Origin of the sequence: Brevundimonas sp. (assembly GCF_044336875.1) — a bacterium.
Lineage (GTDB): Bacteria > Pseudomonadota > Alphaproteobacteria > Caulobacterales > Caulobacteraceae > Brevundimonas.
In genome coordinates, this window is the sequence record NZ_JBIIOP010000015.1 from 32,670 (window position 1) to 58,370 (window position 25,701).

General features: G+C 68.7%; 23 protein-coding genes. 7 read left to right on the plus strand and 16 right to left on the minus strand.

Features of this window, described 5'->3' with window-relative positions:
- Window positions 1–43: 43 nt before the first annotated feature.
- Both ACIQ1T_RS14955 and ACIQ1T_RS14960 read right to left on the minus strand, forming a co-directional pair.
- Window positions 44–952, minus strand: coding sequence for a DUF4019 domain-containing protein (locus ACIQ1T_RS14955; protein WP_395945340.1), 909 nt, complete (start codon window positions 950–952; stop codon window positions 44–46).
- A 445-nt stretch (window positions 953–1,397) separates the two neighbouring features.
- Window positions 1,398–2,420: an IS110 family transposase gene (locus tag ACIQ1T_RS14960; protein ID WP_395945341.1), complete on the minus strand. Its 1,023-nt coding sequence runs from the start codon at window positions 2,418–2,420 to the stop codon at window positions 1,398–1,400.
- Between the two features lie 157 nt (window positions 2,421–2,577).
- Here ACIQ1T_RS14960 and ACIQ1T_RS14965 point away from each other — a divergent pair, with 157 nt between their 5' ends.
- Window positions 2,578–3,015, plus strand: coding sequence for a TPR end-of-group domain-containing protein (locus ACIQ1T_RS14965; protein ID WP_395945342.1), 438 nt, complete (start codon window positions 2,578–2,580; stop codon window positions 3,013–3,015).
- A gap of 211 nt (window positions 3,016–3,226) precedes the next feature.
- Here ACIQ1T_RS14965 and ACIQ1T_RS14970 read toward each other — a convergent pair whose 3' ends face one another.
- Entirely contained in the window at window positions 3,227–4,582 is a 1,356-nt protein-coding gene (locus ACIQ1T_RS14970; protein WP_395945343.1) for a peptidoglycan DD-metalloendopeptidase family protein, read from the minus strand.
- A 374-nt stretch (window positions 4,583–4,956) separates the two neighbouring features.
- On the opposite strand from ACIQ1T_RS14970, the gene ACIQ1T_RS14975 reads away from it, so the two are divergent.
- The 3 genes from ACIQ1T_RS14975 to ACIQ1T_RS14985 all read left to right on the plus strand — a co-directional run bounded on the left by ACIQ1T_RS14975 (window position 4,957) and on the right by ACIQ1T_RS14985 (window position 8,841).
- Window positions 4,957–8,178: a YdbH domain-containing protein gene (locus ACIQ1T_RS14975; protein WP_395945344.1), complete on the plus strand. Its 3,222-nt coding sequence runs from the start codon at window positions 4,957–4,959 to the stop codon at window positions 8,176–8,178.
- 76 nt (window positions 8,179–8,254) lie between these two features.
- The gene (locus ACIQ1T_RS14980) at window positions 8,255–8,443 is read left to right on the plus strand and encodes a YnbE family lipoprotein (RefSeq protein ID WP_395945345.1); all 189 of its coding nucleotides are present in this window, start codon (window positions 8,255–8,257) and stop codon (window positions 8,441–8,443) included.
- 32 nt (window positions 8,444–8,475) lie between these two features.
- Window positions 8,476–8,841: a DUF1318 domain-containing protein gene (locus ACIQ1T_RS14985; RefSeq protein ID WP_395945346.1), complete on the plus strand. Its 366-nt coding sequence runs from the start codon at window positions 8,476–8,478 to the stop codon at window positions 8,839–8,841.
- 67 nt (window positions 8,842–8,908) lie between these two features.
- Here ACIQ1T_RS14985 and ACIQ1T_RS14990 read toward each other — a convergent pair whose 3' ends face one another.
- The gene (locus tag ACIQ1T_RS14990) at window positions 8,909–10,021 is read right to left on the minus strand and encodes a DNA cytosine methyltransferase (protein ID WP_395945388.1); all 1,113 of its coding nucleotides are present in this window, start codon (window positions 10,019–10,021) and stop codon (window positions 8,909–8,911) included.
- An 81-nt stretch (window positions 10,022–10,102) separates the two neighbouring features.
- Here ACIQ1T_RS14990 and ACIQ1T_RS14995 point away from each other — a divergent pair, with 81 nt between their 5' ends.
- From ACIQ1T_RS14995 to rplS, 3 genes are all read left to right on the plus strand, one after another.
- On the plus strand, window positions 10,103–10,564 hold the full coding sequence (locus ACIQ1T_RS14995) for a COG3650 family protein (protein WP_395945347.1): 462 nt from the start codon (window positions 10,103–10,105) through the stop codon (window positions 10,562–10,564).
- Between the two features lie 80 nt (window positions 10,565–10,644).
- Window positions 10,645–11,385 (plus strand): tRNA (guanosine(37)-N1)-methyltransferase TrmD, encoded by a 741-nt coding sequence (trmD, locus tag ACIQ1T_RS15000; RefSeq protein WP_395945348.1) that lies wholly within the window; start codon window positions 10,645–10,647, stop codon window positions 11,383–11,385.
- 1 nt (window position 11,386) lies between these two features.
- Window positions 11,387–11,809: a 50S ribosomal protein L19 gene (gene rplS / locus ACIQ1T_RS15005; protein ID WP_395945349.1), complete on the plus strand. Its 423-nt coding sequence runs from the start codon at window positions 11,387–11,389 to the stop codon at window positions 11,807–11,809.
- A gap of 243 nt (window positions 11,810–12,052) precedes the next feature.
- Here the strand turns inward: rplS and ACIQ1T_RS15010 are convergent, their stop codons facing one another.
- From ACIQ1T_RS15010 to rimP, 12 genes are all read right to left on the minus strand, one after another.
- Entirely contained in the window at window positions 12,053–12,535 is a 483-nt protein-coding gene (locus tag ACIQ1T_RS15010) for a PA2169 family four-helix-bundle protein (RefSeq protein WP_395945350.1), read from the minus strand.
- Between the two features lie 82 nt (window positions 12,536–12,617).
- Window positions 12,618–13,415, minus strand: coding sequence for a tryptophan 2,3-dioxygenase (locus tag ACIQ1T_RS15015; protein ID WP_395945351.1), 798 nt, complete (start codon window positions 13,413–13,415; stop codon window positions 12,618–12,620).
- Window positions 13,416–13,455: 40 nt separating this feature from the next.
- Window positions 13,456–13,986 carry a CHAP domain-containing protein gene (locus tag ACIQ1T_RS15020; RefSeq protein ID WP_395945352.1) on the minus strand — a complete coding sequence of 177 codons (531 nt, stop codon included), beginning with the start codon at window positions 13,984–13,986 and terminating at the stop codon, window positions 13,456–13,458.
- A gap of 35 nt (window positions 13,987–14,021) precedes the next feature.
- The gene (locus ACIQ1T_RS15025; RefSeq protein ID WP_395945353.1) at window positions 14,022–15,164 is read right to left on the minus strand and encodes an acyltransferase family protein; all 1,143 of its coding nucleotides are present in this window, start codon (window positions 15,162–15,164) and stop codon (window positions 14,022–14,024) included.
- Window positions 15,165–15,220: 56 nt separating this feature from the next.
- Entirely contained in the window at window positions 15,221–16,693 is a 1,473-nt protein-coding gene (locus tag ACIQ1T_RS15030) for a carotenoid oxygenase family protein (RefSeq protein ID WP_395945354.1), read from the minus strand.
- Window positions 16,694–16,740: 47 nt separating this feature from the next.
- Entirely contained in the window at window positions 16,741–17,178 is a 438-nt protein-coding gene (locus tag ACIQ1T_RS15035) for a DUF2141 domain-containing protein (RefSeq protein WP_395945355.1), read from the minus strand.
- Between the two features lie 155 nt (window positions 17,179–17,333).
- A complete protein-coding gene (locus ACIQ1T_RS15040) occupies window positions 17,334–18,425 on the minus strand; it encodes a serine hydrolase domain-containing protein (RefSeq protein ID WP_395945356.1) in 1,092 nt (363 codons plus the stop codon).
- A gap of 81 nt (window positions 18,426–18,506) precedes the next feature.
- Complete coding sequence (locus ACIQ1T_RS15045) at window positions 18,507–19,316, minus strand: helix-turn-helix domain-containing protein (protein WP_395945357.1); 810 nt, start codon at window positions 19,314–19,316, stop codon at window positions 18,507–18,509.
- Between the two features lie 105 nt (window positions 19,317–19,421).
- Window positions 19,422–22,475, minus strand: coding sequence for a translation initiation factor IF-2 (gene infB, locus ACIQ1T_RS15050; protein WP_395945358.1), 3,054 nt, complete (start codon window positions 22,473–22,475; stop codon window positions 19,422–19,424).
- A gap of 107 nt (window positions 22,476–22,582) precedes the next feature.
- Entirely contained in the window at window positions 22,583–23,242 is a 660-nt protein-coding gene (locus ACIQ1T_RS15055; RefSeq protein ID WP_395945359.1) for an RNA-binding protein, read from the minus strand.
- A gap of 18 nt (window positions 23,243–23,260) precedes the next feature.
- On the minus strand, window positions 23,261–25,009 hold the full coding sequence (nusA, locus tag ACIQ1T_RS15060; RefSeq protein WP_395945360.1) for a transcription termination factor NusA: 1,749 nt from the start codon (window positions 25,007–25,009) through the stop codon (window positions 23,261–23,263).
- Window positions 25,009–25,608 carry a ribosome maturation factor RimP gene (rimP, locus tag ACIQ1T_RS15065; RefSeq protein ID WP_395945361.1) on the minus strand — a complete coding sequence of 200 codons (600 nt, stop codon included), beginning with the start codon at window positions 25,606–25,608 and terminating at the stop codon, window positions 25,009–25,011. The genes nusA and rimP overlap by 1 nt, the downstream gene beginning before the upstream one ends.
- Between the last annotated feature and the right edge of the window lie 93 nt (window positions 25,609–25,701).

A 25,701-nucleotide genomic window follows, 5' to 3' on the forward strand; every position in this document is an offset into this window, starting at 1 on the left:
GTTGAGCCGCCGGCCTGTCTGGCGCGTCAGTGGAGTGCGAGAGCTAGGGTATGGGCCCAGGAGCCGGCCCCGGCGATCCGTGGGCGAAATAGGCTGACACCCTCCAGGTGTCGCCGTCCGGGACCAAAGCGACCGTCTCCAACAGCCGGGCCCCTGTGGGCGAGGTGGCCTGATACTGAACGAGGACTGAGCCCCCGGCGTCAGAGTTGGTAGGGGAGGCGGATCTCACCGCATACTGTTGGACGCGGTCGAGAGGCCCAGCGGGACGATTGAGCTGTGCGGCTCGGGTCTCCCAAGCGTCTTGAGACATCCTGCTTTGGAATGTCGGACTGGCCGCCCGCCAGCTTTCCGTCCAATCACCTCGATCCACTAAGGCTAGCCAGGAGAGAGCGTGAGCGGCCGCGCCCGGCGGCGCTGCTCGCGGCCCAACGGTCTCAGGGGCCGGAGCTGGATCGGCGCCTTTTTGTGCTTGCCTCCGGACGGCCGCTCCGCCCGTTTCGGCTGTCGTTGGTGACGACTTTGGCGTCACGACGGGCTCCGGCGCGGGCGCACCCGGATTGGGCTCAGGGACGACCCCAGGCCTCCCCATCAGGGCTATCGTGAAGGTTAGGGCGACAACCGACATCAGAAGTCCTCCAATGAGCCAGCCTTGGCGCGAACCGGGGCGCCGAGCTGATGGAGGGGGACTATTGATGACAAGCGGAGCGGCGGCTTCCCCGAAATCCTTGTCTACAAAAGTTTTGGGAACGCTGCCCTCGGCCCCCGCCAGCAGGCGAGCAGCCGCGCGGCTGCTGGAAACGCCCAGCTTCTGGCGGGCGGTGCGCAGGCGCTCATTTATCGTATGCACGGAGAGACCTAGTTCCGCGGCGGCGGACTTGGCGTCATGGCTCGCCGCGAGCAGGCGCAGAACCTCCTTCTCCCGCTCGGTCAGTTCACTGAGACGTCCGTTCATATGCGAACCATAGCGTAATCAGGCTTCGCTGCGACACTGATCGCCTAAGCCCCACCGGACATCTTCTAGGGAGATCGCCAGCACAGGGGGTATCGGGCTGGGTCCCAGCCTGCTCCATCTTCCCAATCAGCAGCCTCTCGTCGCGCGCGGAGCGTCTGGTTTGTGGCTGTTCAACAATGTCCGTGTGTGGACGCCCTTCAGAAGCAAGCGGTTTTTCGAGGGTAGTGCGCTCAGGTTCAGGTTCTTCCGTGTGTCCGGCCTGTTGATGCGGCTGTTCACACGCCGCTGGCCTGTACGGAGTTCGCGCACCGGGTCCACGTCGCTATTGCGCGCTCGAGGCGCATCGGACATTTCTGGTTTTCCCGGGGCCGTCTCGTGGACCGTTGCGCCATACGTCTCGTCTGACCTTCCTGCCTCCTCCTGACGCCTCAGACTGTCACAGCGCTTAGGCTGTGGCGGCCGGAGCTCTGTAGGACCCGCCGTGCGCCATCAGCGCCCAGACGATCCTCGCGATCTTGTTGGCCAGCGCCACGGTGACCAGCATGCGCGGCTTCCTGGCCAGCATGCCCAGCCACGGGCTGGCCCGGGACGGCTCTCGCGCCGCGACTTTGGCCGCCGAGCTGGCGCCCAGGATCAGCAGCCGTCGTAGACTGCGCTCGCCCATCTTGGAGATGTGGCCAAGCCGCTCCTTGCCGCCGCTGTAGTGCTGCCGTGGCGTCAGCCCGACCCAGGCAGCGAAGTCGCGGCCCCGCCTGAACGTGCTCGCCGGCGGCGCCAGCGCGACCAGGGCGGTGGCGACGATCGGTCCGATCCCCGGGATCGTCATCAGGCGCTTGGCGACAGGGTCAGCCTTCGACCGTGCGGCGATCTCGCGATCGACCAGGGCGATCTTGGCTTCAAGTTGCTGCAGGCTCTGGGCGACGATCTCCAGGATCTGGCGGGCTTGGTCGGGCAGGTCGCTCGTCGGATCTTGCGTTAGCTCGATGAGCCGACTGACGTGCCCGGACCCTTGGCGCACGACGAAGCCGAACTCGGCCAGGTGGCCTCGGAGGGCGTTGATCAGCTGGGTGCGCTGGCGGACCAGAAGATCGCGTGTGCGGAAGACGACCGCGGTTCCTTGGGCTTCGGCGCTCTTGGGCGCGACGAACCGCATCGTCGGTCGCTGCGCCGCCTCGCAGATCGCCTCGGCATCGGCCATATCGTTCTTCTGCCGCTTCACGAAGGGCTTCACGTACGACGGCGGGATCAGCCGGGTCTCATGTCCCAGGGCGGCGATCTCCCTGGTCCAGAAGTGCGCGCTGGCGCAGGCTTCCATCGCCACCAAGCACCGCGGCTGGCCGGCGAAGAACGCCCGCAGCCGGTCGCGTCGCAGCTTCTTGCGAAAGACCACGGCGCCGGACGAATCTGCGCCGGGCGCCTGAAAGACTGTCTTGGCCAGGTCCAGGCCGATGATGCTAACTTCACCCACGGACGCCTCCTTCAAGTGGTGTGCTCAACACCTCCACTTTGGAACTTAGATGCCGTCAGGGGCGTCCACCCCATCGCTCCTGGCGCCTTCGAGACATCAGCCCACCAGCAGGACGCTCGAACAATAGTTCTCGGCATCATCCGTCGCGGCGCGCCACTTGCTTTATCAGCAGACGATCGAGACCGGAGCCAGGGCGTTGGCGATCGGTCCGAACCCTGGCGTGCGATACTGGATCGGCCTGGCCATGCTGATGCAACGCCGCGACCGCGAAGCCCTGGCGCAATTCAAGGCCGGCACAGTGAGTGATCCGCTCCCCATCGCCGGAGAGGCGATCGTGGCGGCGCGGGCCGGCGACGATGCGAGCGCCCAACGTATCGTCGATGACCTGCAAAAGAGCGCCGGCCTCACGGTAAGTTACCAATTTGCCCAGATCTACGCACAATGGGGCCGTTTGAACCAGGCTTTCACCCACCTGGACAACGCCCTCCGCGTGAAGGATCCAGGGCTGATCTATCTGCGCGTCGACCCGATGCTGGCCCCGATCCGCGGCGACCAGCGCTTCTCAGCGCTGGTCAAGACCCTGGATTTTCCCTGATCCCGCCGCACCGCACGCAAGCACCGGCAGGCCGTATAGGCTCCAAGTTCTTGAGTGCGGCTTGGCCGTAACTGGCCTTTCGAGCCGGCCTCTCATCCAGCCAGCACCGAAGGCGCATGGCCGATCCAGGTCGCGACATCGAACATGCCCGCCAATGAAAAACCCGCGTCGGCGACGACGCGGGTCTTGGATGTTCGACGTGGGCGAGAGATCAGCCCTGGGCGGGGCGAAGACCCTCGGCCGAGGCCTGCTGGACCGCCGGACGCTTCTGGCCGCCAGAGGCGATGATACGGTCGATACGGGCCTTTTCGGCGCGGAAGGCGGCAAGGTCGGCGCCCGACAGTTCGGTGCCTTCCTGGGTGCGGACGCCGGCCGGATTGATCCGTTGGCCGCCGCGCCACAGCTCATAGTGCAGGTGCGGACCGGTCGAGGCGCCGGTCGAGCCGACATAGGCGACGACCTGGCCCTGGCTGACACGCTGGCCGGCGCGGATGCCCGAGCCGTAGCGCGACAGGTGGCCGTAGCCGCTTTCCAGCCCGTTGTTGTGGCGGATGCGCAGCCAGTTGCCGTAACCGCCCCAGCGACGCGCCTCGACCACCACGCCGTCGGCGGGCGCCACGACCGGGGTGCCGGATCCGGCGGCGAAGTCGATGCCCTGGTGCATCTTCTTGAAGCCCGAGATCGGATGGGTGCGGAAGCCGAAGTTGGACGACACCCGGCGGAAGCTCTGCAGCGGAGTGCGCATCATGGCCGAGCGCAGGTTCTTGCCGTTGGCGTCGAAGAACTGGGCGTCCTTCGCCCCGGCCGGCTTGAAGCGGTAGAAGGTCACGCCGCGCAGTTCGGCGTACATCAGGTCGCCGACGTCCACGGTGCGACCGGCCTCGGTCACGTCGCGGTCGAAGACCATGGTGAACTCGTCCGAGGCGCGGATGTCGCGCTGCATGTCGAACTTGGTGGCGAACAGGCGGCTGGCCGAACGGACGATCGAGGCGGTGGCGCCCAGTTCGCGGGCGCTGGCCGACAGCGAGCGTTCGACGTCGCCCTTGAGCACCACGGTCTCGTGCGTGACCTTTTCTTCCAGCGAACGCAGGCGCAGGGCGCCGTCGAAGCTGCGCGACACGGTCAGTTGGCTGGCCGGGCCGGTGCGCATGGTCAGACCGATCAGGCGGGCGTCGCCCCGGCCGTCGCGCGGCTTGGCGATGGCGGTCTCGAAACGCAGGCCGGCCCGCAGGTCGGCCAGGTCGAAGGCGTTGGCGACGGTGGCGGCGACGGCGCTGGCTTCTTCCGGCGCGACGCCGGTGCGGCGCACGGCCTGCTCGAAGGTTTCGCCGCGACGGATCTGGACGGGGACGGCTTCCGGGGCGGTCATGCCGGCCGGGGCGTTGGCGGCGGCGAAGGCCTGGGCTTCCATCGCGGCCATCTGGGCCGACGACAGGACGGGAACTTCTTCAGCCTGGGCGGGTTGATAGACTCTGCCGGCAAGCAGGGCCACCGAAACAGCGGCGGCTGCGGTAAGCGCGTGCGGCGCAAGGCGCATCGGCTGGCGGCGTGGGTCGAACTGAGCCATCGGTCCCGTCGTGCTACAACGCCAGCGGCGTCAAACCATACTCACCAAAATTCGCGCCACGCCCTACGGACGCGAAGCCAAGGGCTATACCCCGGCTGTCTCACTTTGGGAAGATAGACTGTTACAAACCGTTAAGAGCGGGATCAACTCCGTATCGCTGCGTAAAAGCCAGACCATAGGCCGCAGAGTTGTGTGACAGCAAAAAGCCCGAAGATTCATGCGAATGACTCGCGCGCCCGCCCTCTTGTCGCCCAGCTTCGCTGCAACGGAACGCCGCGACCGGGCGTTCGTCGGCCACGCTTGAGACTTGTATTCACATCGAGGGTGGCGATGGTGATCCGGCGACCTGTTTCCAATCGACGCGACATTCTCGTTTGACCGAAGATACGGCCATCCCCCCCGTTCGACCGTCTCGCCCCCCGCGCCGGGGCGGCGGCCTGGCGCGTCGCCTCGGCCTGGTGCTGCTGGCGCTGCTGCTGGTGGCGGCGCTTCTGCTGGCGGCCCTCTATCTGAACCGCCGGGCGGCGGCGCGGGACGTTCTGGTCGGCTGGCTGGACCAGCGCGGCATCCAGGCCGATGTCGAGGTTGAGCGGATCGAGCTGGACGGTTTCGTCGGCCGGATCCGCATCGGCGATCCCCGTAACCCGGACGTGACGGTCGAGCGGGTCGAGGTCGATTACGCCGTGGCCCTGCCCTGGTCGAAGACCGGCCTTGGCGTCACCCCCAGCCGCATCCGTCTGGTGCGGCCGGTGATGCGGGCCAGCTGGAAGGAGGGGAAATTGTCGCTGGGGTCGCTGGACCCTCTGGTCAAGGAATTCACCGGCGGCCCGCCGCGACCGGATTCGCGCAGCCCCCTGGTCATCATCGAGGGCGGACAAGCGCGACTCGACACCGAATATGGACCGGTCCAGCTGCTGGCCGACGCGCGGATCGACGACGGCAAGCTGATGCGACTGGCGGCGCGGATGCCGGCGGCGGCGCTGAAGAGCGGCGAGATCGAGGCCCGGGGCCTGGGCGCGACCGTGGACCTGACCACGACCGGCGACCGGGTCGCCCTGAAGATCGAGGCCGGCGCCGACGGCTTCGCCACCCCGACGGTGGACGGCGAGCGCGCCCGGCTGAGCCTGACCGGAGACCTGCCCTATCCCGACCTGAAGACGCGACGCGGCGACGGCCGGGCCGTGGTCGATGCGCATCTGGTCAGCGGCGTTCTGGGCGCGGGCGAGACGCGGGCGCGGGACGCCGCGGTCACAGCCCGGTTCGACGGCGCGACCACGGGCTGGATCGAGACCTTCCGCATTGCGGGAACGACGGCGCTGGACCTGAAGGCGGCGGCGATCGACGGACCGGACCTGAAGGCCGCGCGCGTGGCGGCCACGGCGACGGGCGGACGGCTGGTGGTGTCGCGCGACGACGCCCTGCGCTGGAGCCTGGACACGCCAATGGCCCTGAACGCTGCGTCGGGCCGCGCCGGCGCGGCCCAGGCCAGCGGCCTGTCGATCCGCTCGTCCGCCCTGTCGCTGGGCGGGCGGGACGCCAGCTTCGAGGCCACGGGCCCGGTCACGGCGACCTTCGACCGGATCGGCTTCGGCGACCTGACGCTGAAACAGGCGCGGGGCGACCTGACCCTGGACGTGGTTCAGGACGGGGCGGTGCGGATCGCGGCCGAAGGTTCGATCCGGTCGGCGGGCGGAGCCTGGCCGCTGTTCGGGCCGGTCGGGTCCGACGACATCGCCGAACTGGCCGAGATGAAGAAGGCCCTGGGGTCGTTCGCCCTGAACGCCCCCTCGGTGCGGTTCGCCACCGGTTCGGGCGGGACCAGCGTGGTCCTGCCGCGTCCCGTGACCCTGACGCCCGCAAACGGCGGGGTGCTGACCGTGGCCCAGGCCGGCGAAGGCGCCTATCAGGCCGAGCCGGGTCGGCTGGGCGGCGGGGCGTTGAACCTGACGTCGACGCGGGGTCGGGGCCTGCCGGAACTGGCGGTCGCCGTGCCCAAATGGCGGCTGACCGAGACAGGGTTCGAGGCTCTTCTGGACGGACGGGCCAGGCTGGATTTCGATCTGGCGCGAGGCATAGGTGCCCGGACGCGCGGCCTGCTGGCCATGGCCGACGGGCGTCTGACCTATGTGACCCCCGACTGCGTCGACCTGACGGTCGAGCGGCTGGAGCTGGACGAGAACGACGTGCATCAGCTGGCCGGGAAGCTGTGTCCCGAGGGCGCGCCGCTTCTGAGCGCCAAGGACGGGGTCTGGCGCGTGGTCGGCGACTTCCGCGCGGTCGAGGCCCAGGCGCCCTTCCTGGGGATGCGGTTCGAACAGGCGTCCGGCCGCATCGTGGTCGACGGGAGCAGGGCCGGAGTCGGGCTGACGGCGACGGTCGCCGACGCCCGGGTGACGGACACGACCACGCCCCAGCGGTTCGAAGCCCTGGCCGCCTCGGGCCGGGCGACCCTGGCCAATGAGAACTGGAGCGGCGGCTTCGACCTGAAGGGGACCGGCGCGGCGGCGGCGACGACCCTGGGCCGCCTGACCTTGGCGCACAATGGCCGGACCGGCGCCGGGGGCGTCCATGTCGCCGCCCCCCAGGTGGTCTTCGCCGAAGGCGGGTTGCAGCCGTCGATGTTGAGCCCGATGGTCGACGCCTTCGTCCAGTCGCCGGTGACGGGATCCATCGGCTTCGACGGCCGGTTCGACTGGACCAAGGACGGCGAGCCGACCTCCGGCGGCGTCCTGCGCGTGCCGGGTCTGGACTTCGTCAGCCCGGCCGGACCGGTCAAGGGCGTCCGGGGCGACATCGAATTCACCAGCCTGAGCCCGGCCATCGTCACCGCCCCGAACCAGAGGCTGACGATCGACAGCCTGGAAGTCGGGACCGACGCCACGGCCCTGGACCTGACCTTCGCCATCGATGCGGCGGGGATCAGCATCGCGGGCGGCTCGGTCCAGGCGGGAGGCGGGACCGTCTCGGTGGAGCCTTTCGTGGTGCCGCTGGACGCGACCCAGGCCTATAGCGGCGTCATCGTGCTGGACCGGGTCCAGCTGGGCGACGTGGTCGCCGACACCGGCTTCGACGACAAGGTGCTGCTGGACGCCGTGGTCTCGGGCCGCCTGCCCTTCACCATGGACCCCAAGACCGGTCTGAAGATCACGGCGGGGAGCCTGGGCGCGGTCCAGCCGGGTCGACTGTCGATCAAGCGCGAGGTCCTGACCGACGTCAGCGCAGGCGGCGGGGGCGAGGAGGTGCCGCCGAACATGGTTCAGGACCTGGCCTATCAGGCGATGGAGAACCTGGCCTTCGACGTGTTGAGCGCCGATGTGAACAGCCTGGACGGGGGCCGGGTCGCCGTCCTGTTCCACATCCGGGGCCGGCATGAGCCGCCGCAGCGGCAGGAGTTGCGTCTGACCCTGTCCGAGCTGATCAGCCGGAAATTCCTGAACCGGGAACTGCCCCTGCCGTCAGGCACCCAGATCGACCTGACCCTGGACACCACCCTGAACGCCAACCAGCTGATCTCGGACCTGATGGCCGTCAACCGGGCCCGCCAGGGTCAACAGGACCAGGATCAGCCGGAACAGCCGACGACCGCCGACCAATGATCGGAACCATTCAGCGACCATTCACCCAAGGCCGTGCTAGTAGGCCCCCTACCCTAGACGAACCGGAGCCCTCGTCATGATCAACAAGCGCCAGTTGGCCGGCCTCGGCTTCGGAGCGGCCCTCGTCGCCGTCTCGGCCTGCGCCCCGACCATCCGTCTGGAGGTTGCGCCGATCCAGATTTACGCCAAATTGGACGCTGACGTCCGCGTTCGTCTGGACCAGGAGTTGCAGCAACTGCTGCAGCAGAATCCGAATCTCTTCTGATCGCCTCGCTTCTTCTGAAAGGACAGGCTGACATGACCTTCCGTAAATTCCTCGCCATCGGCGCGACTGTCGCCGCCGTCTCGCTCGCCGTCGGCGGCGTCGCCATCGCCCAGACCAGCGCCCAGAAGGCCCTGATCGATCAGGCCAAGGCCGCCGGCAATGTCGGCGAACAGGCCGACGGCTACGTCGGCTTCCGCAACGCCACTTCCGACGCCGCCCTGCGCGCCGCCGTGGACGCCACCAACGCCGGCCGCCGCGCCGCCTACGCCCGCAGCGCGGCCGACGCCGGCACCAGCGCCGATGTCGCCGGCGCCCGGATGTTCGAAAGCCAGCTTCTGCCCCGCATCCAGTCGGGCCAGTGGTACCGCAACGCCCAGGGCCAGTGGGTCCAGCGCTGATCGACTGAACGGGTTTGTTCCGAACCGTCTCATCAGGCCCCCGGTTTCGCCGGGGGCCTTTTGCATTTCAGGCGGCCGCGCGACGCGAGTTCAGGGCGGGCGACAGCAGGCCTTGGGCCAGGGCGCGAACGACCGGAACCGCCACGGCGTCGCCCATCAGTTTCAGCGCCGCGCTTTCGCTGGACGGCAGGACATAGTCGTCCGACACCCCCATCAGCCGGGCCGCCTCGCGTCCGGTCAGACGTCGCACCCGCGCCCGGCCCTGGTCGCAGACCACCACATACTGCCGCGACGACCCGCCGGCGGGCGTGCGTAGACAGCCGGCCAAGCCGTCAAAACGGATTTCCAGCCGCTGCACCTTCCGGCCGCCCTCGACCCGGACCCGGCGATAGGCGGCGCCGATGGTGCGGACGCCCGAGGCGACGGCGGCCTGAACGCGGGCGCGGTGCAGGGGAGCGGCCAGGGAGAGGATCGCCTCGCCGTCCTCCAGCCAGTCGACCGCATCGTCCGGCTGCAGCAGAGCGGCGAGATCCTGGTTGCGGCGCGGCGGGACAGGCAGGGACCACCAGGCCCAGACGTCGCGCACGGCCTGGGGCAGACGGGCGTGGGCGGCGACCAGACGCGGGGAATGGAAGGGGCCGGACGGAGTCGTCGTCTCGGGCGCCTCACCCTTCACCGCGACGACGAACAGGCGGGGGCGCGACTGGGGCAGCCAGTGGGCGGCGTCCATTTCCAGCGCCCCGACGCGGTAGCCGGCCCGGACCATGGCCGTGCAGACGGCGGCGAAATCCCGCCCCTGGCCCGAGGTCAGCAGGCCGATGACGTTTTCCAGCACGACGACGCGCGGCGCACGGCCCTCGACCGCCAGGGCCTGGATCAGTTTCCAGAAGCCCCAGAAGGCGCCCGACCGCCCGGCCTCCAGCCCGCCGCGCGCCCCGGCCAGGCTGACGTCCTGACAGGGGGATGAGGCCCAGGCCATATCCGGCGCGCCCGGGAGATCGGCGGAGGTCAGAGACCAGACGTCGCCCAGGCGGAACGGGACATCGGGATGATTGGCGACGAAGGCGCGGCCCTTGGCGGCGTCCATGTCGTTGGCGAACAGGGTGTCGACGCCTGACAGGCCTAGCCCGGCCAGCCCGCCGCCGGCGAAGAATTCGTATGCGGTCGGGCGAATCGACATCCAGACAGCATAACTCACGCCCGGCCCTTGACCGAGACCGCCCCCGCCCACACCTGCACGTTGAGCCAGGGGGAGTTTGTTATGCGTCCGATCATTGCTGCAGTTCTGGCCGCGCCGGTCCTGATGTCCGTCCTGGCCCTGGGCGGTTGCTACGACCGCAACGACAAGAAGCCGGAATCCGCCCCCCCGCCCGAAGCGGCGCCGGTTCTGGCCGGGGTCGATCTGGGCAAGCCGGTGCGGGCCCTGGGCACGGAACCCTTCTGGAGCGTCGAGATCACTCAGGACGCCCTGATCTACACCCGCGTCGACCAGCCGACCCAGCGGGCGCCCAACCGGGGCGCGACGGTCCAGGGCACGGTGGCCACCTACGCCTCGTCCACCGACCTGACCCAGGCGCTGAACGTGGTGCTGATCGCCACCGAATGTTCGGACGGGATGAGCGACCGCACCTATCCCCTGACGGCGCGGGTCGAGATCGGCGACGACACCCTGAGCGGCTGCGCCGCCTCGGCCTCGGCCCTGACGGTCGCCCCGGCGCCCTGAGGCCCCCGCCCGCGTGCAAGACGGGCCAGGGGCGCGCGAGAGGGAGGCATTGGCGCGCATTTCGTGTATGAGCGCGCGCCATGTCCCTTACCGCCCCCCCCTTTCTAGCCACCGTCCTGACCATGTTTCCCGAGGCCTTTCCCGGCCCGCTCGGCGTGTCGCTGATCGGCACGGCCTGGCGCGAGAAGGGGCTGTGGGGCCTGGAAACGGTTGACATTCGCGCCTTTTCCACAGATACGCGCGGCTTCCTGGACGACACCCCTGCGGGTGGCGGCCCGGGAGCTGTGCTGAAGGCGGACGTTGTGGCCCGGGCGGTGGATAGCCTGTCGGGACCGAAGCGGCCGCTTTTGTACATGAGCGCCCGGGGTCGGCCCCTGACCCAGGCGCGCGTCAAGGAATGGGCCAAGGCCGACGGAATCGTCGTGCTGTGCGGCCGTTTCGAGGGGGTGGACCAGCGGGTGCTCGACGCCCGCGGGTTCGAGGAGGTCTCGGTCGGAGATGCGGTTCTCGCCGGCGGCGAGGCGGCGGCGATGGTCGCGATCGAGGCGTGCGTAAGACTGATCCCCGGAGTGCTCGGCGCGGCAGACAGCCTGTCGTCCGAGAGTTTCGAGGACGGGCTTCTGGAACACCCGCAGTACACGCGACCGCGGACGTTCGAGGGGCTGGAGATACCTGAGGTGCTGCTGTCGGGCGATCACAAGAAGATCGCACAATGGCGCGAAGCGCAGCGGGAGAAGACGACGCGGGAGCGGCGCCCAGACCTCTGGGAGGCGCATTCCGCCAATTCACAGCTAAAGGGCGCAAAGCCCGAGGAGAAATGACATGAACATCGTTCAACAGCTGGACGCCGAAGAAAAAGCCCGCGTCCTGGGCGAACGCAAGATCCCGGAATTCCAGCCCGGCGACACCCTGCGCGTCAACGTGAAGATCAAGGAAGGCGAGCGCGAGCGCGTCCAAGCCTTCGAAGGCGTCTGCATCGCCCGTGACGGCGGCGGCATCAGCGAAACCTTCACGGTCCGCAAGATCTCGTTCGGCGAAGGCGTCGAACGCAAATTCCCCATTCTGTCGCCGAACATCGAGTCGATCGAAGTGAAGCGCCGCGGCGTCGTGCGTCGCGCCAAGCTCTATTATCTGCGCGATCGTCGCGGCAAGTCGGCCCGTATCGCCGAACGCCAGACGGTCCGTCCCGCCAAGGGCGCCGTGGTTCCGGTCACCGGCTCGGCCGACAAGGGCGACGAAGCCTGATCCAAGGCTTGAATGCGAAATGACGAAGGCCCCGGCGGAAACGCCGGGGCCTTTTTCTTTGCGGCGATGACGGCGCCTCTCCCTCCCCGTCCCGGGGAGGGTGGTCGCGTAGCGACCGGGTGGGGGCGGCCGCAACTGGTCTGATCCAAGACAGATCGGTGGAGCGTCGCCCTGCCGTCCCCACCCGGCTTCGCTTCGCTCAGCCACCCTCCCCCGCAGGGGGAGGGAGAAACCCGTGCGGTTTTACTGCGGATAAAGCGGATTCGAGGCGTCCTTCTGGCCCTCCAGACTGTGTTTCAGCTCCTCCATCGCCTCATGGCCGGGCTGGACGGCGGCATAGGCGCGGCGGATGGTTTCGCGCGTCGTGGCCGAGATGGCGGAATCCTCCAGCGCCTTCTCGAACTTTGCGGCGATGAAGCCCTCGCCGCTGTCTATGGAGCCGGCGGGGTCGTCCTCACGCAGCAGGGCGTGTTTGACGTCGAGAAAGGCGCGGTGGGCCTTGGCCAGGATGGAGCCGTGGGCCTCGGGGTCGCCGCCCAGGCCGCGCACCACGCCGGACAGGTCTTCGACCACCTGCTGGCGTTCGAAGCTGCGGCGTTCGAACAGGGCGCGATAATGCGGGTCGCGGGTCTCGTCGGCGGCCTCGCGATAGCCGTCCGCGCTGTCCAGCGTCGTTTCGATCAGGCCGTTCAGAACCTTGATGTCGTGGGCGTTGGGGTTGCTCATCTCGTCCGTTTCCTCCGCGATTGCGGTCAGACGGAGAATGGCCGGGCGCGGCGAAGGTTGCCGCAGCCCGATCAAGCGCGGATCAAAGTTTGGTGCGCAGCGACCACAGCTCGGGGAAACAGCGCTTGGTCAGGGTCGAGGCCAGATAGGCCGCCCCCTCGGTGCCGCCGGTGCCGCGACGGCGGCCGATGATCCGTTCGACCGTGACCACGTGCTTGTGCCGCCAGGTCAGCAGGGCGTCATCCAGATCGACCAGTTTCTCGGCCAGCTGATACAGGGACCACCATTTCTCGGTGTCGCGATAGACCTCCAGCCAGGCCGCCTCGACGGCTTCGGACGGTTCATAGGGCTGTGTCACGTCGCGGGCCAGCACCCCGGCGGGCACGGGCAGGCCGGCCTTGGCCATCTGGACCAGGGCGTCGTCGTAGAGGCTGGGGGCGGCGATGGCGGCCTGAAGGGCGGCCAGGGCCTCGGGCCGGTCGGCGTGGAATTTGAGGAAGCTGGAATCCTTCAGGCCCAGCATGGCCTCGAAACGGCGGAACTGGTCGCTCTGGAAGCCCGAGGACGAGCCGAGCGCCCCCCGGAAACGCAGATAGTCGGCCGGGGTCATGGTCGACAGGATGTCCCAGCTCTGGGTCATAACGGCCTGGATGCGGCTGACGCGGGCCAGGCTCTTGTAGGCGGGGACCAGGTCGCCGGCGCGGACCATGGACTGGGCCAGGGCCACCTCGTGCAGGATCTGTTTGAGCCACAGCTCCTTGGTCTGGTGGATGACGACGAACAGCATCTCGTCGTGCTGGTCCGACAGCGGATGCTGGGTCGAGAGCAGGTCGTCCAACGCCAGATAGCCGGCGTAGGTGATGTCGCTGGATTGGGTCATGCCCGCCTATCGCCCGCGCGTGAACCCCGCGCAAGCGGACTTACTGGCGGGACTGGCTCGAGGCGTTCGAGGCGATCTGGCGGCCGGTGTCGAAGGCGTCACGGGCGCCTTTGTAGATGAAGCCGTAGGTCGGATAGACGGTGGTGCCCAGGCCGTTGATCGGATTGTACCAGACCTTGACCTGCGACCAGTCGTTGGACGGCGAGACGTCGACGACGGTGACGTTCTCCTCGACCTTGCCGCGGCTGCCGCCCCAGTTGGCGTGGGTCACGCGGACCACGCGGTCGGTCAGGATGTCGGAGACGACGGCGACATGGCCCCGGCTCATGCGGCCCTCGGGACGGAAGACCAGGACCGAACCGGTCTCGGGCGCCTTGCCGGTGCGGAAATTCTCGGCGGCCTGACGCCACCAGGTCCAGGCGTCGCCGAAGATGTTGATGCCCGAGAACATGCGCGCGAAGGTCACGCACTGCCAGTACGGCTCATCGGCCTTTGCGGAAGCGGGCGCCACGCCCAGCGCAAAAAATCCGAGGGTCGTCGCAACCGCGACGGCTTTGAGCCGTTTCATCATACTTGGGGTATCCCGACCCGCCTATGGGACGCCCTTTAGGCCACGGGCTCACGCCCTGTTGCAAGTTCTTTCGGCGTATCGCCGTGCTTCATATTCGTGTCTGAAAACTTATTGCCGCGCTTGCCCATTCCACGCAAAGCCTTGCGCGCCGGGTGCTCGATCAGGTGATAGGAGACGGCGGCCACGACCGGCAGAAGCGCCAGGACCGCCAGCCACACGAAAACGTGAAGTTGCTTGTCCGGCGCATCGGTGACCTTGGCGGCCAGGTTCACCGCCAGCAGCTTCCAAGGCACGCACACCATATAGACCGAATAGCTGATCTCCCCCAGATAGACCGCCGGTTTTGACGCCAGCCAGCCGGCGCGTTCGTTCGGCAGCGAGGCCAGCGACAGGATCAGGGCGCCGGCCAGGAGCACGGTGATCCCGTCCCACAGGCCCAGGGCCGCGCTGACCGCCATCAGGCCGAACGAGACGGCCGAGGCGGTCCAGGGCGCCTTCAGCGGGGCGCGGCGATAGACCAGATACAGGGCGCAACCCAGGGCGAAGCACGGCACGATCCGCAGCGCGCCCCAGCGGATGGTGGCCTCGGTCAGCGAAAAGCCCGCGACCCGTTCGAAGACATAATAGAGGACCGTCAGGAAGGCCGCCGCACCGACCACGGCCGCCACCGGCTTGTCGCGCACGCGCCAGAAGACGAAGGCGAACAGGGGGAAGCAGAGATAGGCGAACCATTCCGCCGAGATCGACCAGGAGGGGTGGTTCCAGCCCGCCACCGGCGCGAAGCCCCAGGCGTGGACCATCAGCAGATTGGCCGGAAGCGAGGCCCAGCTGAGCACATTGCCGTCCACGCTCATCCCCGCGAACAGGGCGGCGGCGGCCAAGGCGCCGACGCCCAGCAGAGTCGCCAGATGCAGCGGATAGACCCGCGCCACCCGCGCCCACAGGAAGCCGCGATACGAGAACCGCTTCTCGCCGGCCGCCTGCAGATAGACGTGGCTTAGGATGAATCCGGACAGGACGAAGAAGAGCTCGACCCCCAGATAGCCCTTGCCGACCAGGGTCGACTGGCCGGCGCCGGCCAGATTCTCCCAGAAGGTATAGACAGCCACCCAGATCGCCGCGCCGAAGCGCAGGGCCGTGATGGGGCGAAGATCGGCGGGCGTCTGAGAAGGCGTCATGGTCTCACCTTGGCACGTCAGGCTTTTCGAACCGTGAAGGCGCGCAAGGTTCGGGCCTATCCCGCCCAGACCCCATGGAAGCCGGCCGGCAGGGCGATGTCGGCGGCCCAGGTGGCGACGGGGCCGTCGTCGACGTGGGCGGCGTCATAGACGTGCAGTTCCGTGCGGCCCTCGCGCAGATTGATCGAGGGGCCGACCAGCCAGGCGTCGGTCTCGGCCGTAGCGCCCGGCTTGGGCACGAAGACCGTCTCCTCGACGATCTGATGACCGCCGAAGTCGAAGCCCTGAGAGCGGCCGGTCTTCCAGTCCTGCACCGCGAGGCCGGTCGGCAGGGGCCGGCCGCGCGTCTCGCCGGCGGTGTGGACGGTCAGGCGGCGGGCCAGACCGGCGCGGCGCGGGTCGGACTTGGGGAACTCGCCCACCGCGTCGCTGGTGAACATCTCGGCGCGGCCGTCGGGACGCAGGGTGATGAGGGCCAGTCTGGCCGGATCGCCGGGCACCGTCCCCTGACCCTCGACCAGCACCCGCGCGCCGTCGACGGCGAAGCGCGGATCAGCGCTGGCGGCCACGTCGAAGCGGATCGTGCCGTCCGCCTCGGCCCAGGCGTCGCCCAGGTGGAAGTGGAAGAAACCCGGCAGATCATAGAGACGGGTCTTGGTCAGGTCGTCCTTGTCCAGCACCATGACCTGGGTTCCCGTCTCGGGCCGCCAGGCCAGGCCCGAGATCACCGGGGCGCCGTGGCGTTCGAACAGCCAGGGCTGCAGCACCAGAACGATGTGGCGATCCGTGGCGGTGAAGTCGTGCATATAGCTGGCGCGCGGCAGGCGGACGATCTGGGCCTCGTTCAGACTGCGGTCGGGGTTCAGCCGCCAGATCACCGCCCGGTCGCCGGCGAGGCCGACGTTCCAGACCGTGCCGTCCGGATCGTAGCGCGGGTGGGGCTGGAACGGCATGCCCTTCAGGTCGTCGCGCAGGGTGACGAAGCCCTGGCTGGACAGGTCCGAGGCCTTCATGGCCAGGGGCGCGCCTGCCTCCCACAGGGCCCAGATCTGGTCGCCGGCGACCATGACGGCGGTGTTGGCGGCGTTGGCGTCGTCGTTGGAGCCGACCTTGGCGCGGTCGTCGCCCTTGGTGCCGAAGCCCGGCGTGACCACGGCGTCGATCTCGCTCTCCCAGCGGCGCTTCGGCGTGTCGGCGAACCGGGCCTCCAGCGTGGCCTGGCCGTCCTCGACGCGGAAGGCGCGCATCAGGCCGTCGCCGTCGAACCAGTGGCTGACCGAACCGCCCGGCCGCCGGAACTTGCCCGGCCCGTTGCGATACAGGGCGCCCGACAGGCCCTGGGGCGCGCGGCCGTGGACCAGACGCAGGGCCCGGCGGGCGACGTCGCCTTCCACGTCGCGGGTGGCGATGGCCCAGTCCGCCCTGGAGGCGGCGTCGAGGGCGGCCGCGGCCCGGACCATCTCGGGCGTGGCGACGGCGGCGGACAGGGCGGCGGCGCCCATCAGGAAGGAACGGCGGGAGGGGGTCATGGTCGGGCTCTGGTTCAAGATCTTGGTCGAGGTCGCCGGCGGGTCGGTTACTTCAGGTCCACCGACTGGACGGTGGCGCCGGCGGCGGCGAACTTCGCCTTTTCCCAGGTCGCCGGCCCCATGACGCCGACCGCGTTGTTGGAGAAGGCGTAGGGTTCGATCGGCATGCCGAACGGATTGGTGTTCATCTTGCCGTCCCCGTTCAGGTCATGGAAGGCGCGCACCGCATAGTCGCCGTCCGGCAGACTGTCGAAGACGACGCTCTTCTGGCCCTCGGCGATCTCGACCACGGCGTAACGGGCGGGCTGGCCCTCGCCGCCGTAGTTGGCCTCGCTGTTGAACAGGGCGACCATGATCTTGCCCTGGGGCGCGGCGGCCGGAAACTCGACGGTCAGGTCGGCGGCGAAGGCGGGGGCAGAGACGACGGCGGCGACGATCATTCCAAGGATGGGTGCGATGGGGGCGGCGAAGGCGAAGGTCTTCATGGCGTGGAGTCCTGTTTGGGAGAGAACCGACGACCGGCTCTCGATGACCAGACCCTGCCGACGCCCTCGGCTCGCCGCCACTTCACATGCGGCGACGCACGCCCGCCGTTCGCGAACGCACGCCCCCGTCCATTGGCGAAGCGCGAACGAACGCCCTATTTCATCGCCGCCAGCACATGGTCCGCGATCAGCGTGTCGGCCAGGCCATGCGGATTGCGGACGTTGAAGTTCTCGGTCGTCACCACCACGACCGCATCGAGATCCGGAATGATCGCGACCTTGTTCCCGCCTGTGCCCGACATGGTCCAGGCGGGGTGCGCCGCGCCCGCGACCGAATAGGTCGGCAGCCAGATCAGATAGCCGTAGTCGCCCTTTTGCGGATCGACGCTGGCGTGGGGCGCGGTCATGGCGCGGGTCCAGGCCTGGGGCAGGACCTGACGGCCTTCCCACCGCCCCTGGTTCAGCAGAAGTTGGCCCAGGGTCAGCAGATCGCGGCTGCGCAGCCCCAGACCGCCCCCGCCCTGGGCCAGACCGATGGGCGACATCTGCCAGTGTTCGCCCTCGATCCCCAACGGACCGAACAGGGCCTCATGCGCGAAATCCTGCAGCGGCTTGCCGGTCGCCGACTGGACCACGGCGCCCAGGGTGGTCACCCCGGCGGTGCAGTAGGAGAAGGCCCGGCCATAGGGCTGGTTCTCGGGCCGCGGGATCCAGTCGGGGAAACCGCGCACCGGCAGGTCCATGGCGAACTTCACCCAGTCCTCGATCAGATACATCCGCTCCTCGTTGCCGCTCGAGAAGGAGTTGTCGTCGTCGCACTCCAGCAGGGAGCTCATGGTCAGCAGATCCTCGACCGTGATCGCCGCCTTGCGCGGATCGGGATTGTCGAACGGGCCGTGGTCCGCGACGAAGGGCAGGACGGGAGCGTCGACGCCGGCGATGTCGCCGCGCGCCACGGCGGCGCCGACGAGCATGGCGGTGACCGTCTTGGTCACGGAGCGGCTGTTGCGGCGGCCGTCACGTCCCGCTTCGTCGAAATAGACCTCGTGCACCAGCCGACCGTGGCGCGCGATCAGGATGCTGGTGATCTTCTGGAAGGTCCCGGCGCGGACGGCGGCGTCCATGGCCGCAAGCCCCTCGGCCGAGACCTGCTGGGTTTCCGGGGCGGCGACAGGCCAGTTCGGCTCCGCAAGAGCGGGAGCGGCGACGAGGGCGAGGCCGAGGGTCGCGAGAAACAGGTTACGCATGACGATCCTTGAAGGGAGGGAAGCGACCCGGAATCGCACGTGGCGGCTCGGCCGTCTTGAACAGGTGAAACCGGCCAGACCCTAGGCGAACAGGGCGCGATAGCGCGCGGGCGTCAGGCCGTAGATCAGACCGAACTCCCGGGTCAGATGGCTCTGGTCGGCATAGCCCGTCCCCAGGGCCAGTTCGGCCAGATCTCGTCCGCGCGCGATCTGGCCCGCCGCCCGGTCCGCGCGCGCCCGGCGGATGGCCGCCGCCGGAGAACAGCCGAAATGACGGCGATAGCGGCGCGCCAGGGAGACGGGATGGACCCCGACCATGCGGGCCACAGTCGCCACCTCCAGTCCGGGCCGATCGGCCAGATCGTGCAGGACGTCGTAGGCGCGCCACAACCAGTCCGGCGCCGGATCCTCATCCAGTTCGCCGGGCGACAGGACCGCGCCCGCCAGGTCCAGGGTCAGCCCCTCCATGACGACCGCGTCCCCTGTCGCGAACCGGCCAGCGACCCCGACCAGCCGCCGCGCCGCGCCCTCCGCCCCGGCGTCGCGCAATCGGATCGGGTCGCCCTGTCGGGCGCCCTTGGGCGGGTCGAAACTGATCGACAGGAAGCGGCCGCCGGCCACGTCGAAACAGTCGCGATGTTCGACCCCGGCGGGATTCCACACCAGGGCGCCGGGACCGAAGGCGGCGTCCCTCGGCGTCAGCGGATCATGGGCAAGGCTGCGATAGCCGTCGTCCAGCGCCAGGATGAAATGGGCGTCGTCATGGGCGTGGCCCTCGACCGCTTCCGGCGGGCGGCTGGCGATCCACAGACCGACACGGAAGCCGCCGGCCTCGATCGTCCGCGCGGCGGCGCCGAAGAAGTCGCCCGACGACAGATGTGGTCTGGCCATGAATACGCCCCCCGCGCGACGGCCGGCATCTTGCGCGGGATTCGACAAAAGAAAAGGCCCGGAACCTGGGTTCCGGGCCTGTCTCTCTCGATGCTCGCGCCTGGACTAGTCCAGGGTGCGCTTGATCTCTTCGACCGTGAAGCACTCGATGTAGTCGCCTTCCTTGATGTCCTGGAAGCCTTGGAACTGCATGCCGCATTCCTGGCCCGCCGTGACTTCGTTGACCTCGTCCTTGAAGCGTTTGAGCGTGTTGAGCGTGCCCAGTTCCAGCACCACCACGTCGTCGCGAACGATACGGACGCGAGCGCCCTTGCGGACCACGCCTTCCGACACCCGGCAACCGGCGATCTTGCCGATCTTGGAGATGTCGAACACCTGCAGGACGGCGGCGTTGCCCAGGAAGGTTTCCCGTTGCAGCGGCGCCAGCATGCCGGACAGCACGCCCTTAATATCGTCAAGCAGGTCGTAGATGATCGAATAGTAGCGGATCTCGACGCCCTCGCGGTCGGCCAGATCACGCGCCTGTTTCGACGCGCGGACGTTGAAGCCGAGGATCGGCGCCCCGGCCGACTTGGCCAGGTTGACGTCGCTCTCGGTGATGCCGCCGGCGCCGGAATAGACGGTGCGGGCGCGGACCTCGTCGGTGCTCATCTTGTCCAGCGAACCCACGATGGCTTCAGCCGAACCCTGCACGTCCGCCTTGATGACGACCGGCAGTTCCGAGACCTTCTTGGACTGCAGACGGGACATCATGTCGACCAGCGACACGGAACCGCCCGAGACCTGGGCCTTCTCGCGCTTCACCCGCTGGCGGTATTCGGTCAGCTCGCGGGCGCGGGCTTCGGATTCCACCACGGCGAAGACGTCGCCCGGAGACGGGGCCTCGTCCAGGCCGAGGATCTCGACGGGGACGGACGGACCGGCTTCGGTCAGTTGCTCGTTGCGTTCGTTCAGCAGGGCGCGAACCTTGCCCCACGATCCGCCGGCGACGACGATGTCGCCGCGCTTCAGCGTGCCGCGCTTGACCAGGACGGTGCCGACCGGGCCGCGACCCTTGTCCAGCTTGGCTTCGATGACCACGCCCTCGGCCGAACGTTCGGCGTTGGCGCGCAGGTCCATGACCTCGGCCTGGACCAGGATGGCCTCGAGCAGGCCGTCCAGATTGGTGCGGTTCTTGGCCGAGACCTCGATGATCTGGGTGTCGCCGCCCAGGCTTTCGGCGATGACTTCGTACTGCAGCAGCTCATTGACCACCTTCAGCGAGTTCGCGTCCGGCTTGTCGATCTTGTTCACCGCGACGATCAGGGGCGCGTTGGCGGCCTTGGCGTGCTGGATGGCTTCGATCGTCTGCGGCATGACGCCGTCGTCGGCGGCCACGACCAGGACCACGATGTCGGTCACATTGGCGCCGCGCGCCCGCATGGCCGAGAAGGCGGCGTGGCCCGGGGTGTCCAGGAAGGTGACCTTCTGGCCGTCTTCCAGGCGCACCTGATAGGCGCCGATGTGCTGGGTGATGCCGCCGGCTTCGCCGCCGGCGACGTCGGTGGTGCGCAGGGCGTCCAGCAGCGAGGTCTTGCCGTGGTCGACGTGGCCCATGATGGCCACGACGGGGGCGCGGACTTCCGAGGCCTCGGCGTCGTCGGCCTCGCTCAGGAAGCCGGTTTCGACGTCGGACTCGGACACGCGGCGCACGGCCATGCCGAACTCCTCGGCCACCAGTTCGGCGGTGTCGGAATCGATCACGTCGTTGATCTTCATCATCAGGCCCTGCTTCATCAGGAACTTGATGATGTCGACGCCGCGCACGGCCATCCGGTTGGACAGCTCCTGCACGGTGATGACGTCAGGAATGACCACTTCGCGCGGACGGTTCGGCGCATCGGTGGAGCCGCCCTTGCGCTTTTCCTTCTCGCGTTCGCGGGCGCGGCGGACCGAGGCCAGCGAGCGCATCCGCTCGGCGGCGTCGCCGTCGCCGACCACGGACTGGATGGTCATGCGGCCTTCGCGGCGTTTCGGCTCGCCGCGCGTGCGGCTGACCGCCTTGCCGGCGTCGGAGAAACGCTTCTCGCGGTCGTCGTCACGGCCGACCGGACGGCCGAAGCCGGCGCCGGGGGCGCGGCTGGGACGGGCGACCTCGGCCTGGGCCGGGGGCGCATTCGGGGTCGGACGACCGCCAGGACCGGTGCGCGGGCCGCCGGGACGGGCGGCCCCGGGAGCCGGACGCGGGTTCAGGGCCGAATAGCGGACGGGCTCGGCCGGCTTGGCGCCCTGGGGACGCTGACCGCCAGGACCTGGACGGGCGCCTTGCGGACGATCGGCTTGCGGCCGTTCGGTCGACTGCGGACGGTCCGAATAGGACCGGTCGCCGCCGCCCATGGCCTGTTCGCGGGCCGAACGGCCGCCGAAGGCGGGACGCTCGGGCGCCGCGCGCTGCGGATTGCCGGGCTTGGGCACGCGCTGGCCGAAGTTGACGACCGGACGGGCCGGCGCCGCAGGACGGGCCGGAGCGGCGGGCGCGGGGGTCGGCGCAGGAGCCGGCGTGGGCGCGACCGGAGCCGGCGTCGGCGCGGCGGCGACGGGCGCGGCCGGCTTGGGCGTGGGCTTGGCCGAGACAGGCGCGGCGGCGGCCAGCTTGGCGGCCTCGGCGCGCGCGGCTTCGGCGGCGGCCTTGGCGGCGGCGGCTTCGTCGCGGGCGGCCTGGGCGGCGCGCTCGGTGGCGGCGGCCTGCTCACGGGCTGCGGCGTCAGCCGCAGCCTTGGCGGCGGCGGCGGCGTCGGCCTTGGCGGCGTTGGCCTGGGTGGCCAGGGCGATGGCGCGGCGACGCGCTTCCTGCTCCTCGGCCGACAGGGCGCCGCCGGCGGGTTGCGACGAACGCTGACCCTGCGGACGCGGCGCCTGCGCATTCTGTTGCGGACGCGCGACGTCGAAGCCCTGCGGACGTTGCGGCCCGCCGGCGCCGGGACGGCGCTTGGTCTCGACCACCACCGTCTTGGATCGTCCATGGCTGAAGCTCTGCTTCACGGTGCCGGTCGAAACCGATCCCGCAACGCGCGGCTTCAGGCTCAGCGGGGCGCGCGGCCCCGTCTGGGACGGCGTGCCGCCCTGGTTGCCTTGGCCCGCGCCTGGGCCCTGGTTGGTCTTGTCGTTTTCGTCGCTCATCCGGTCGCTTTACTTGGGGCGGAAAATCCCGCCGTCGTCGTCAATGCACATGAACGGCCGTGAGCCCGTCTCCGCCCTTGGAGACAGGCCCTCGGCCGCCAAAATCCTCAGTTCGCCCCTGTGGGGAGCGTTCCCGCCGATCCGTCCTCGCCACCGGAAGCATCCCAGTGAGGGGGGCGAAGCGGCCGAAATCCAGCCAGTCGTTCGACCTCGATGGTCCAGCGATCGGCCCGTCCGCCCGCAAGCAGGACGGCGTGTATCGCATTTTCCAGCCCAAGGGCCAAACTCAAATCGTCCGCCGTGAACGCGCCGCAGATCTTGGAGGTCTGGTGGCGGGCCAGGGCGAGGATCTTTCCGCGTCCGTCGGCGGCGCCGTCGGCGGCCTCGATCACCCAGGCGGCCTTGCCCGAACGGATGTTCGCGGCGGACTTTTCGAAGCCAGAGATAAGCACGCCTTCGCGCCGGGCAAGACCCAGCTGGTCAAGACAGCGCCGGACCAGCAGCCGTTCGACGACATCGGCCAGGTCGGCCGGGGCGGTCAGCTTGGTTTTCGCGGAGCGGGTGAAGCCGTTCTTCTTGACCGCCGCCTCGACCGAGGCGCGGCTGGCTTCGACCCACAGGCCGCGTCCGGGCAGTTTCCTGCCCAGATCGGGGACCACCTGGCCATCGGGCCCGGCGACGAAACGGATCAGGCGAGATTCGTCCATGACCTCGTGAGAGACGAGGTCCCGGCGTTCCCTATCGATCGTTGCGTCGCGCAAGCTCATATGTGGCCAGGTCTCCCATCACGCGTTCGACGGTTCGGAGTCGTCCTCGGCGAGGACCTCCGCGTCGTCTGAGGCTTCGGCGTCTTCGGCCGGGGCGTCGCCGAACACCTGGTCCGGATCATATTCGCCCTCGGCGTATTCGCCGTCTTCCTCGAACTCTTCCGGCTCGGGCTGCGGCAATTCCGAGGCGTCGATCCAGCCGGCGGCCACGCGGGCCTGCAGGATCAGCAGTTCGGCGTCTTCCTGGGCCAGGTTGAAGCTTTCCAGCACGCCCGGGACCTTGACCCGTTCGCCGTTCTTCACTTCGTAGCCGCCGCGGATCTCGTCGGTGGCCAGGTCGGCCAGATCCTCGACCGTCTTGACGCCGCCTTCGCCCAGGGCGACCGCCATGGCCAGGGTCACGCCCGGCACCTGCAGCACGCCGTCCTCGACGCCCAGTTCGACGCGCTTGGCGTCCAGCTCGGCGGCCTTGCGGTCCAGGAAGTCACGGGCGCGGGCCTGCAGCTCCTCGGCGGTCTCCTCGTCGAAGCCCTCGATCTCGGAGACTTCGTAGGCGTCGACATAGGCCAGGTCCTCGACCGTGGCGAAGCCTTCGGTGACCAGCAGCTGGGCGATGACCTCGTCCACGTCCAGGGCTTCCTGGAACAGGCTGGTGCGCTCGCTGAACTCGCGCTGACGACGCTCGCTGTCCTGGGCCTCGGTGATGATGTCGATCTGCCAGCCGGTCAGTTGCGAGGCCAGGCGGACGTTCTGGCCGCGACGGCCGATGGCCAGCGACAGCTGCTCGTCCGGCACGACCACTTCCACGCGGCCGGCTTCTTCATCCAGAACGACCTTGGAGACCTCGGCCGGGGCCAGGGCGTTGACGATGAAGGTCGGTTCGTCCGGGTTCCACTGGATGATGTCGATCTTCTCGCCCTGCAGTTCGGCGACGACCGCCTGAACGCGCGAGCCGCGCATGCCGACGCAGGCGCCGACGGGATCGATCGAGCTGTCGTTCGACAGGACGGCCATCTTGGCGCGCGAGCCCGAGTCACGCGCAGCGGCGCGGATCTCGATCACGCCGTCGTAGACTTCCGGCACTTCCTGGGCGAACAGCTTGGCCATGAAGCCGGGGTGGGCGCGCGACAGCATGACCTGCGGGCCCTTGGCCTCGGGGCGGACGTCGTAGATGTAGGTGCGGATCCGGTCGCCGATGTTGAACACTTCGCGCGGAATGGACTGGTCGCGACGCATGACGCCCTCGCCCCGGCCCAGGTCGACGATGGTGTTGCCGTATTCGACGCGCTTGACCGTGCCGTTGACGATCTCGCCGACGCGATCCTTGAACTCTTCGTACTGGTTGGCGCGCTCGGCCTCGCGGACCTTTCCGGTCACGACCTGGCGGGCCATCTGGGTCTGGACGCGGCCGAACTCGAACGGCGGCAAGGTCTCGACATATTCCTTGCCGACCTCGGCCTCGGGGTCGCGCTTCAGGGCGTCCTTCAGGCGCACCATGGCGCTGTCGTTGAACTCTTCCAGCTCGTCTTCCGGCTGCCAGTCGTCCTCGACGATGGTGACGTGACGGGTCAGGGCCAGTTCGCCGGTCTTGTGGTCGATCTTGGCGCGGATGTCGTGGTGGGCGCCGTAACGCGACTTGGCGCCCTTCTGGATCGCCTCCTCGATCGCCTCGATGACGATCTCGCGCTCGATGTTCTTCTCGCGGGCCACGGCCTCGGCGATCTGCAGCAGTTCGAGGCGGTTGGCGGAAATACCGGTGACGGCCATCAGGCGTTGTCCTCAGAAGGGGTCGTGGTGTCGGTTGTATTTTCGGCGGCTTCCCCTTCCGGGAGGCCGTCGTCTTCGGGTTCGCCGCGCGCGGCGCGGATGGCGGCGCCCCGTTTCATCAGGGCGTCGGTCAGGACCAGCTTGGCGTCGCTCAGCCAGTCGAAGGGGATCAGGGCGGTGTCTTCCTCGCCGTCCAGGTCGATCAGGACATTGCCGTCCTCATAGCCGGCCAGCACGCCCTTGAACCGCTTGCGGCCCTCGATCATCCGGTCGGTCTCCAGACGCGCCTCCTCGCCCTCGAACAGGTCGAAGTCGAGCGGACGGGTCAGGGGCCGGTCGATGCCGGGCGACGAGACTTCCAGCATATATTCGCCGGCGATGGGGTCGGCGGCGTCGAAGACCTCAGACACGGCGCGGCTCAGCTTGGCGCATTGTTCGACCGAGATGTCGTGGTCGGACGGGCGCTCGGCCATGATCTGCAGGCGCTGGCGCTTGGAGCCGGTCATCAGGCGGACGCGCACGACCTCCAGGCCGAGCGACTCCGCTATGGGGTCGATCAGGTCCAGCAGTTGGCGATCCTGGGCGGTTCTTGCGCGCAAGCGACGTGTATCCAAAACAAAAGCGGCGGTCCGTCCGGGCCGCCGCTTGGAACGACGCCGTTGGACGCCGGTCTAACGATGTGAGGGGGCATA

Coding starts and splice junctions, on each gene's coding strand:
- nusA (WP_395945360.1), bottom strand. CDS start 25,009: ATGGCCGTCACCGGTATTTCCGCCAACCGCCTCGAACTGCTGCAGATC.
- trmD (WP_395945348.1), top strand. CDS start 10,645: ATGTCCCTTACCGCCCCCCCCTTTCTAGCCACCGTCCTGACCATGTTT.
- ACIQ1T_RS14995 (WP_395945347.1), top strand. CDS start 10,103: ATGCGTCCGATCATTGCTGCAGTTCTGGCCGCGCCGGTCCTGATGTCC.
- ACIQ1T_RS14985 (WP_395945346.1), top strand. CDS start 8,476: ATGACCTTCCGTAAATTCCTCGCCATCGGCGCGACTGTCGCCGCCGTC.
- ACIQ1T_RS15040 (WP_395945356.1), bottom strand. CDS start 18,425: ATGCGTAACCTGTTTCTCGCGACCCTCGGCCTCGCCCTCGTCGCCGCT.
- ACIQ1T_RS15045 (WP_395945357.1), bottom strand. CDS start 19,316: ATGGCCAGACCACATCTGTCGTCGGGCGACTTCTTCGGCGCCGCCGCG.
- ACIQ1T_RS15010 (WP_395945350.1), bottom strand. CDS start 12,535: ATGAGCAACCCCAACGCCCACGACATCAAGGTTCTGAACGGCCTGATC.
- ACIQ1T_RS15055 (WP_395945359.1), bottom strand. CDS start 23,242: ATGAGCTTGCGCGACGCAACGATCGATAGGGAACGCCGGGACCTCGTC.
- ACIQ1T_RS15030 (WP_395945354.1), bottom strand. CDS start 16,693: ATGACCCCCTCCCGCCGTTCCTTCCTGATGGGCGCCGCCGCCCTGTCC.
- ACIQ1T_RS15020 (WP_395945352.1), bottom strand. CDS start 13,986: ATGATGAAACGGCTCAAAGCCGTCGCGGTTGCGACGACCCTCGGATTT.
- ACIQ1T_RS15025 (WP_395945353.1), bottom strand. CDS start 15,164: ATGACGCCTTCTCAGACGCCCGCCGATCTTCGCCCCATCACGGCCCTG.
- ACIQ1T_RS14980 (WP_395945345.1), top strand. CDS start 8,255: ATGATCAACAAGCGCCAGTTGGCCGGCCTCGGCTTCGGAGCGGCCCTC.
- ACIQ1T_RS15035 (WP_395945355.1), bottom strand. CDS start 17,178: ATGAAGACCTTCGCCTTCGCCGCCCCCATCGCACCCATCCTTGGAATG.
- infB (WP_395945358.1), bottom strand. CDS start 22,475: ATGAGCGACGAAAACGACAAGACCAACCAGGGCCCAGGCGCGGGCCAA.
- ACIQ1T_RS14955 (WP_395945340.1), bottom strand. CDS start 952: ATGAACGGACGTCTCAGTGAACTGACCGAGCGGGAGAAGGAGGTTCTG.
- rplS (WP_395945349.1), top strand. CDS start 11,387: ATGAACATCGTTCAACAGCTGGACGCCGAAGAAAAAGCCCGCGTCCTG.
- ACIQ1T_RS14990 (WP_395945388.1), bottom strand. CDS start 10,021: ATGTCGATTCGCCCGACCGCATACGAATTCTTCGCCGGCGGCGGGCTG.
- ACIQ1T_RS15015 (WP_395945351.1), bottom strand. CDS start 13,415: ATGACCCAATCCAGCGACATCACCTACGCCGGCTATCTGGCGTTGGAC.
- ACIQ1T_RS14970 (WP_395945343.1), bottom strand. CDS start 4,582: ATGGCTCAGTTCGACCCACGCCGCCAGCCGATGCGCCTTGCGCCGCAC.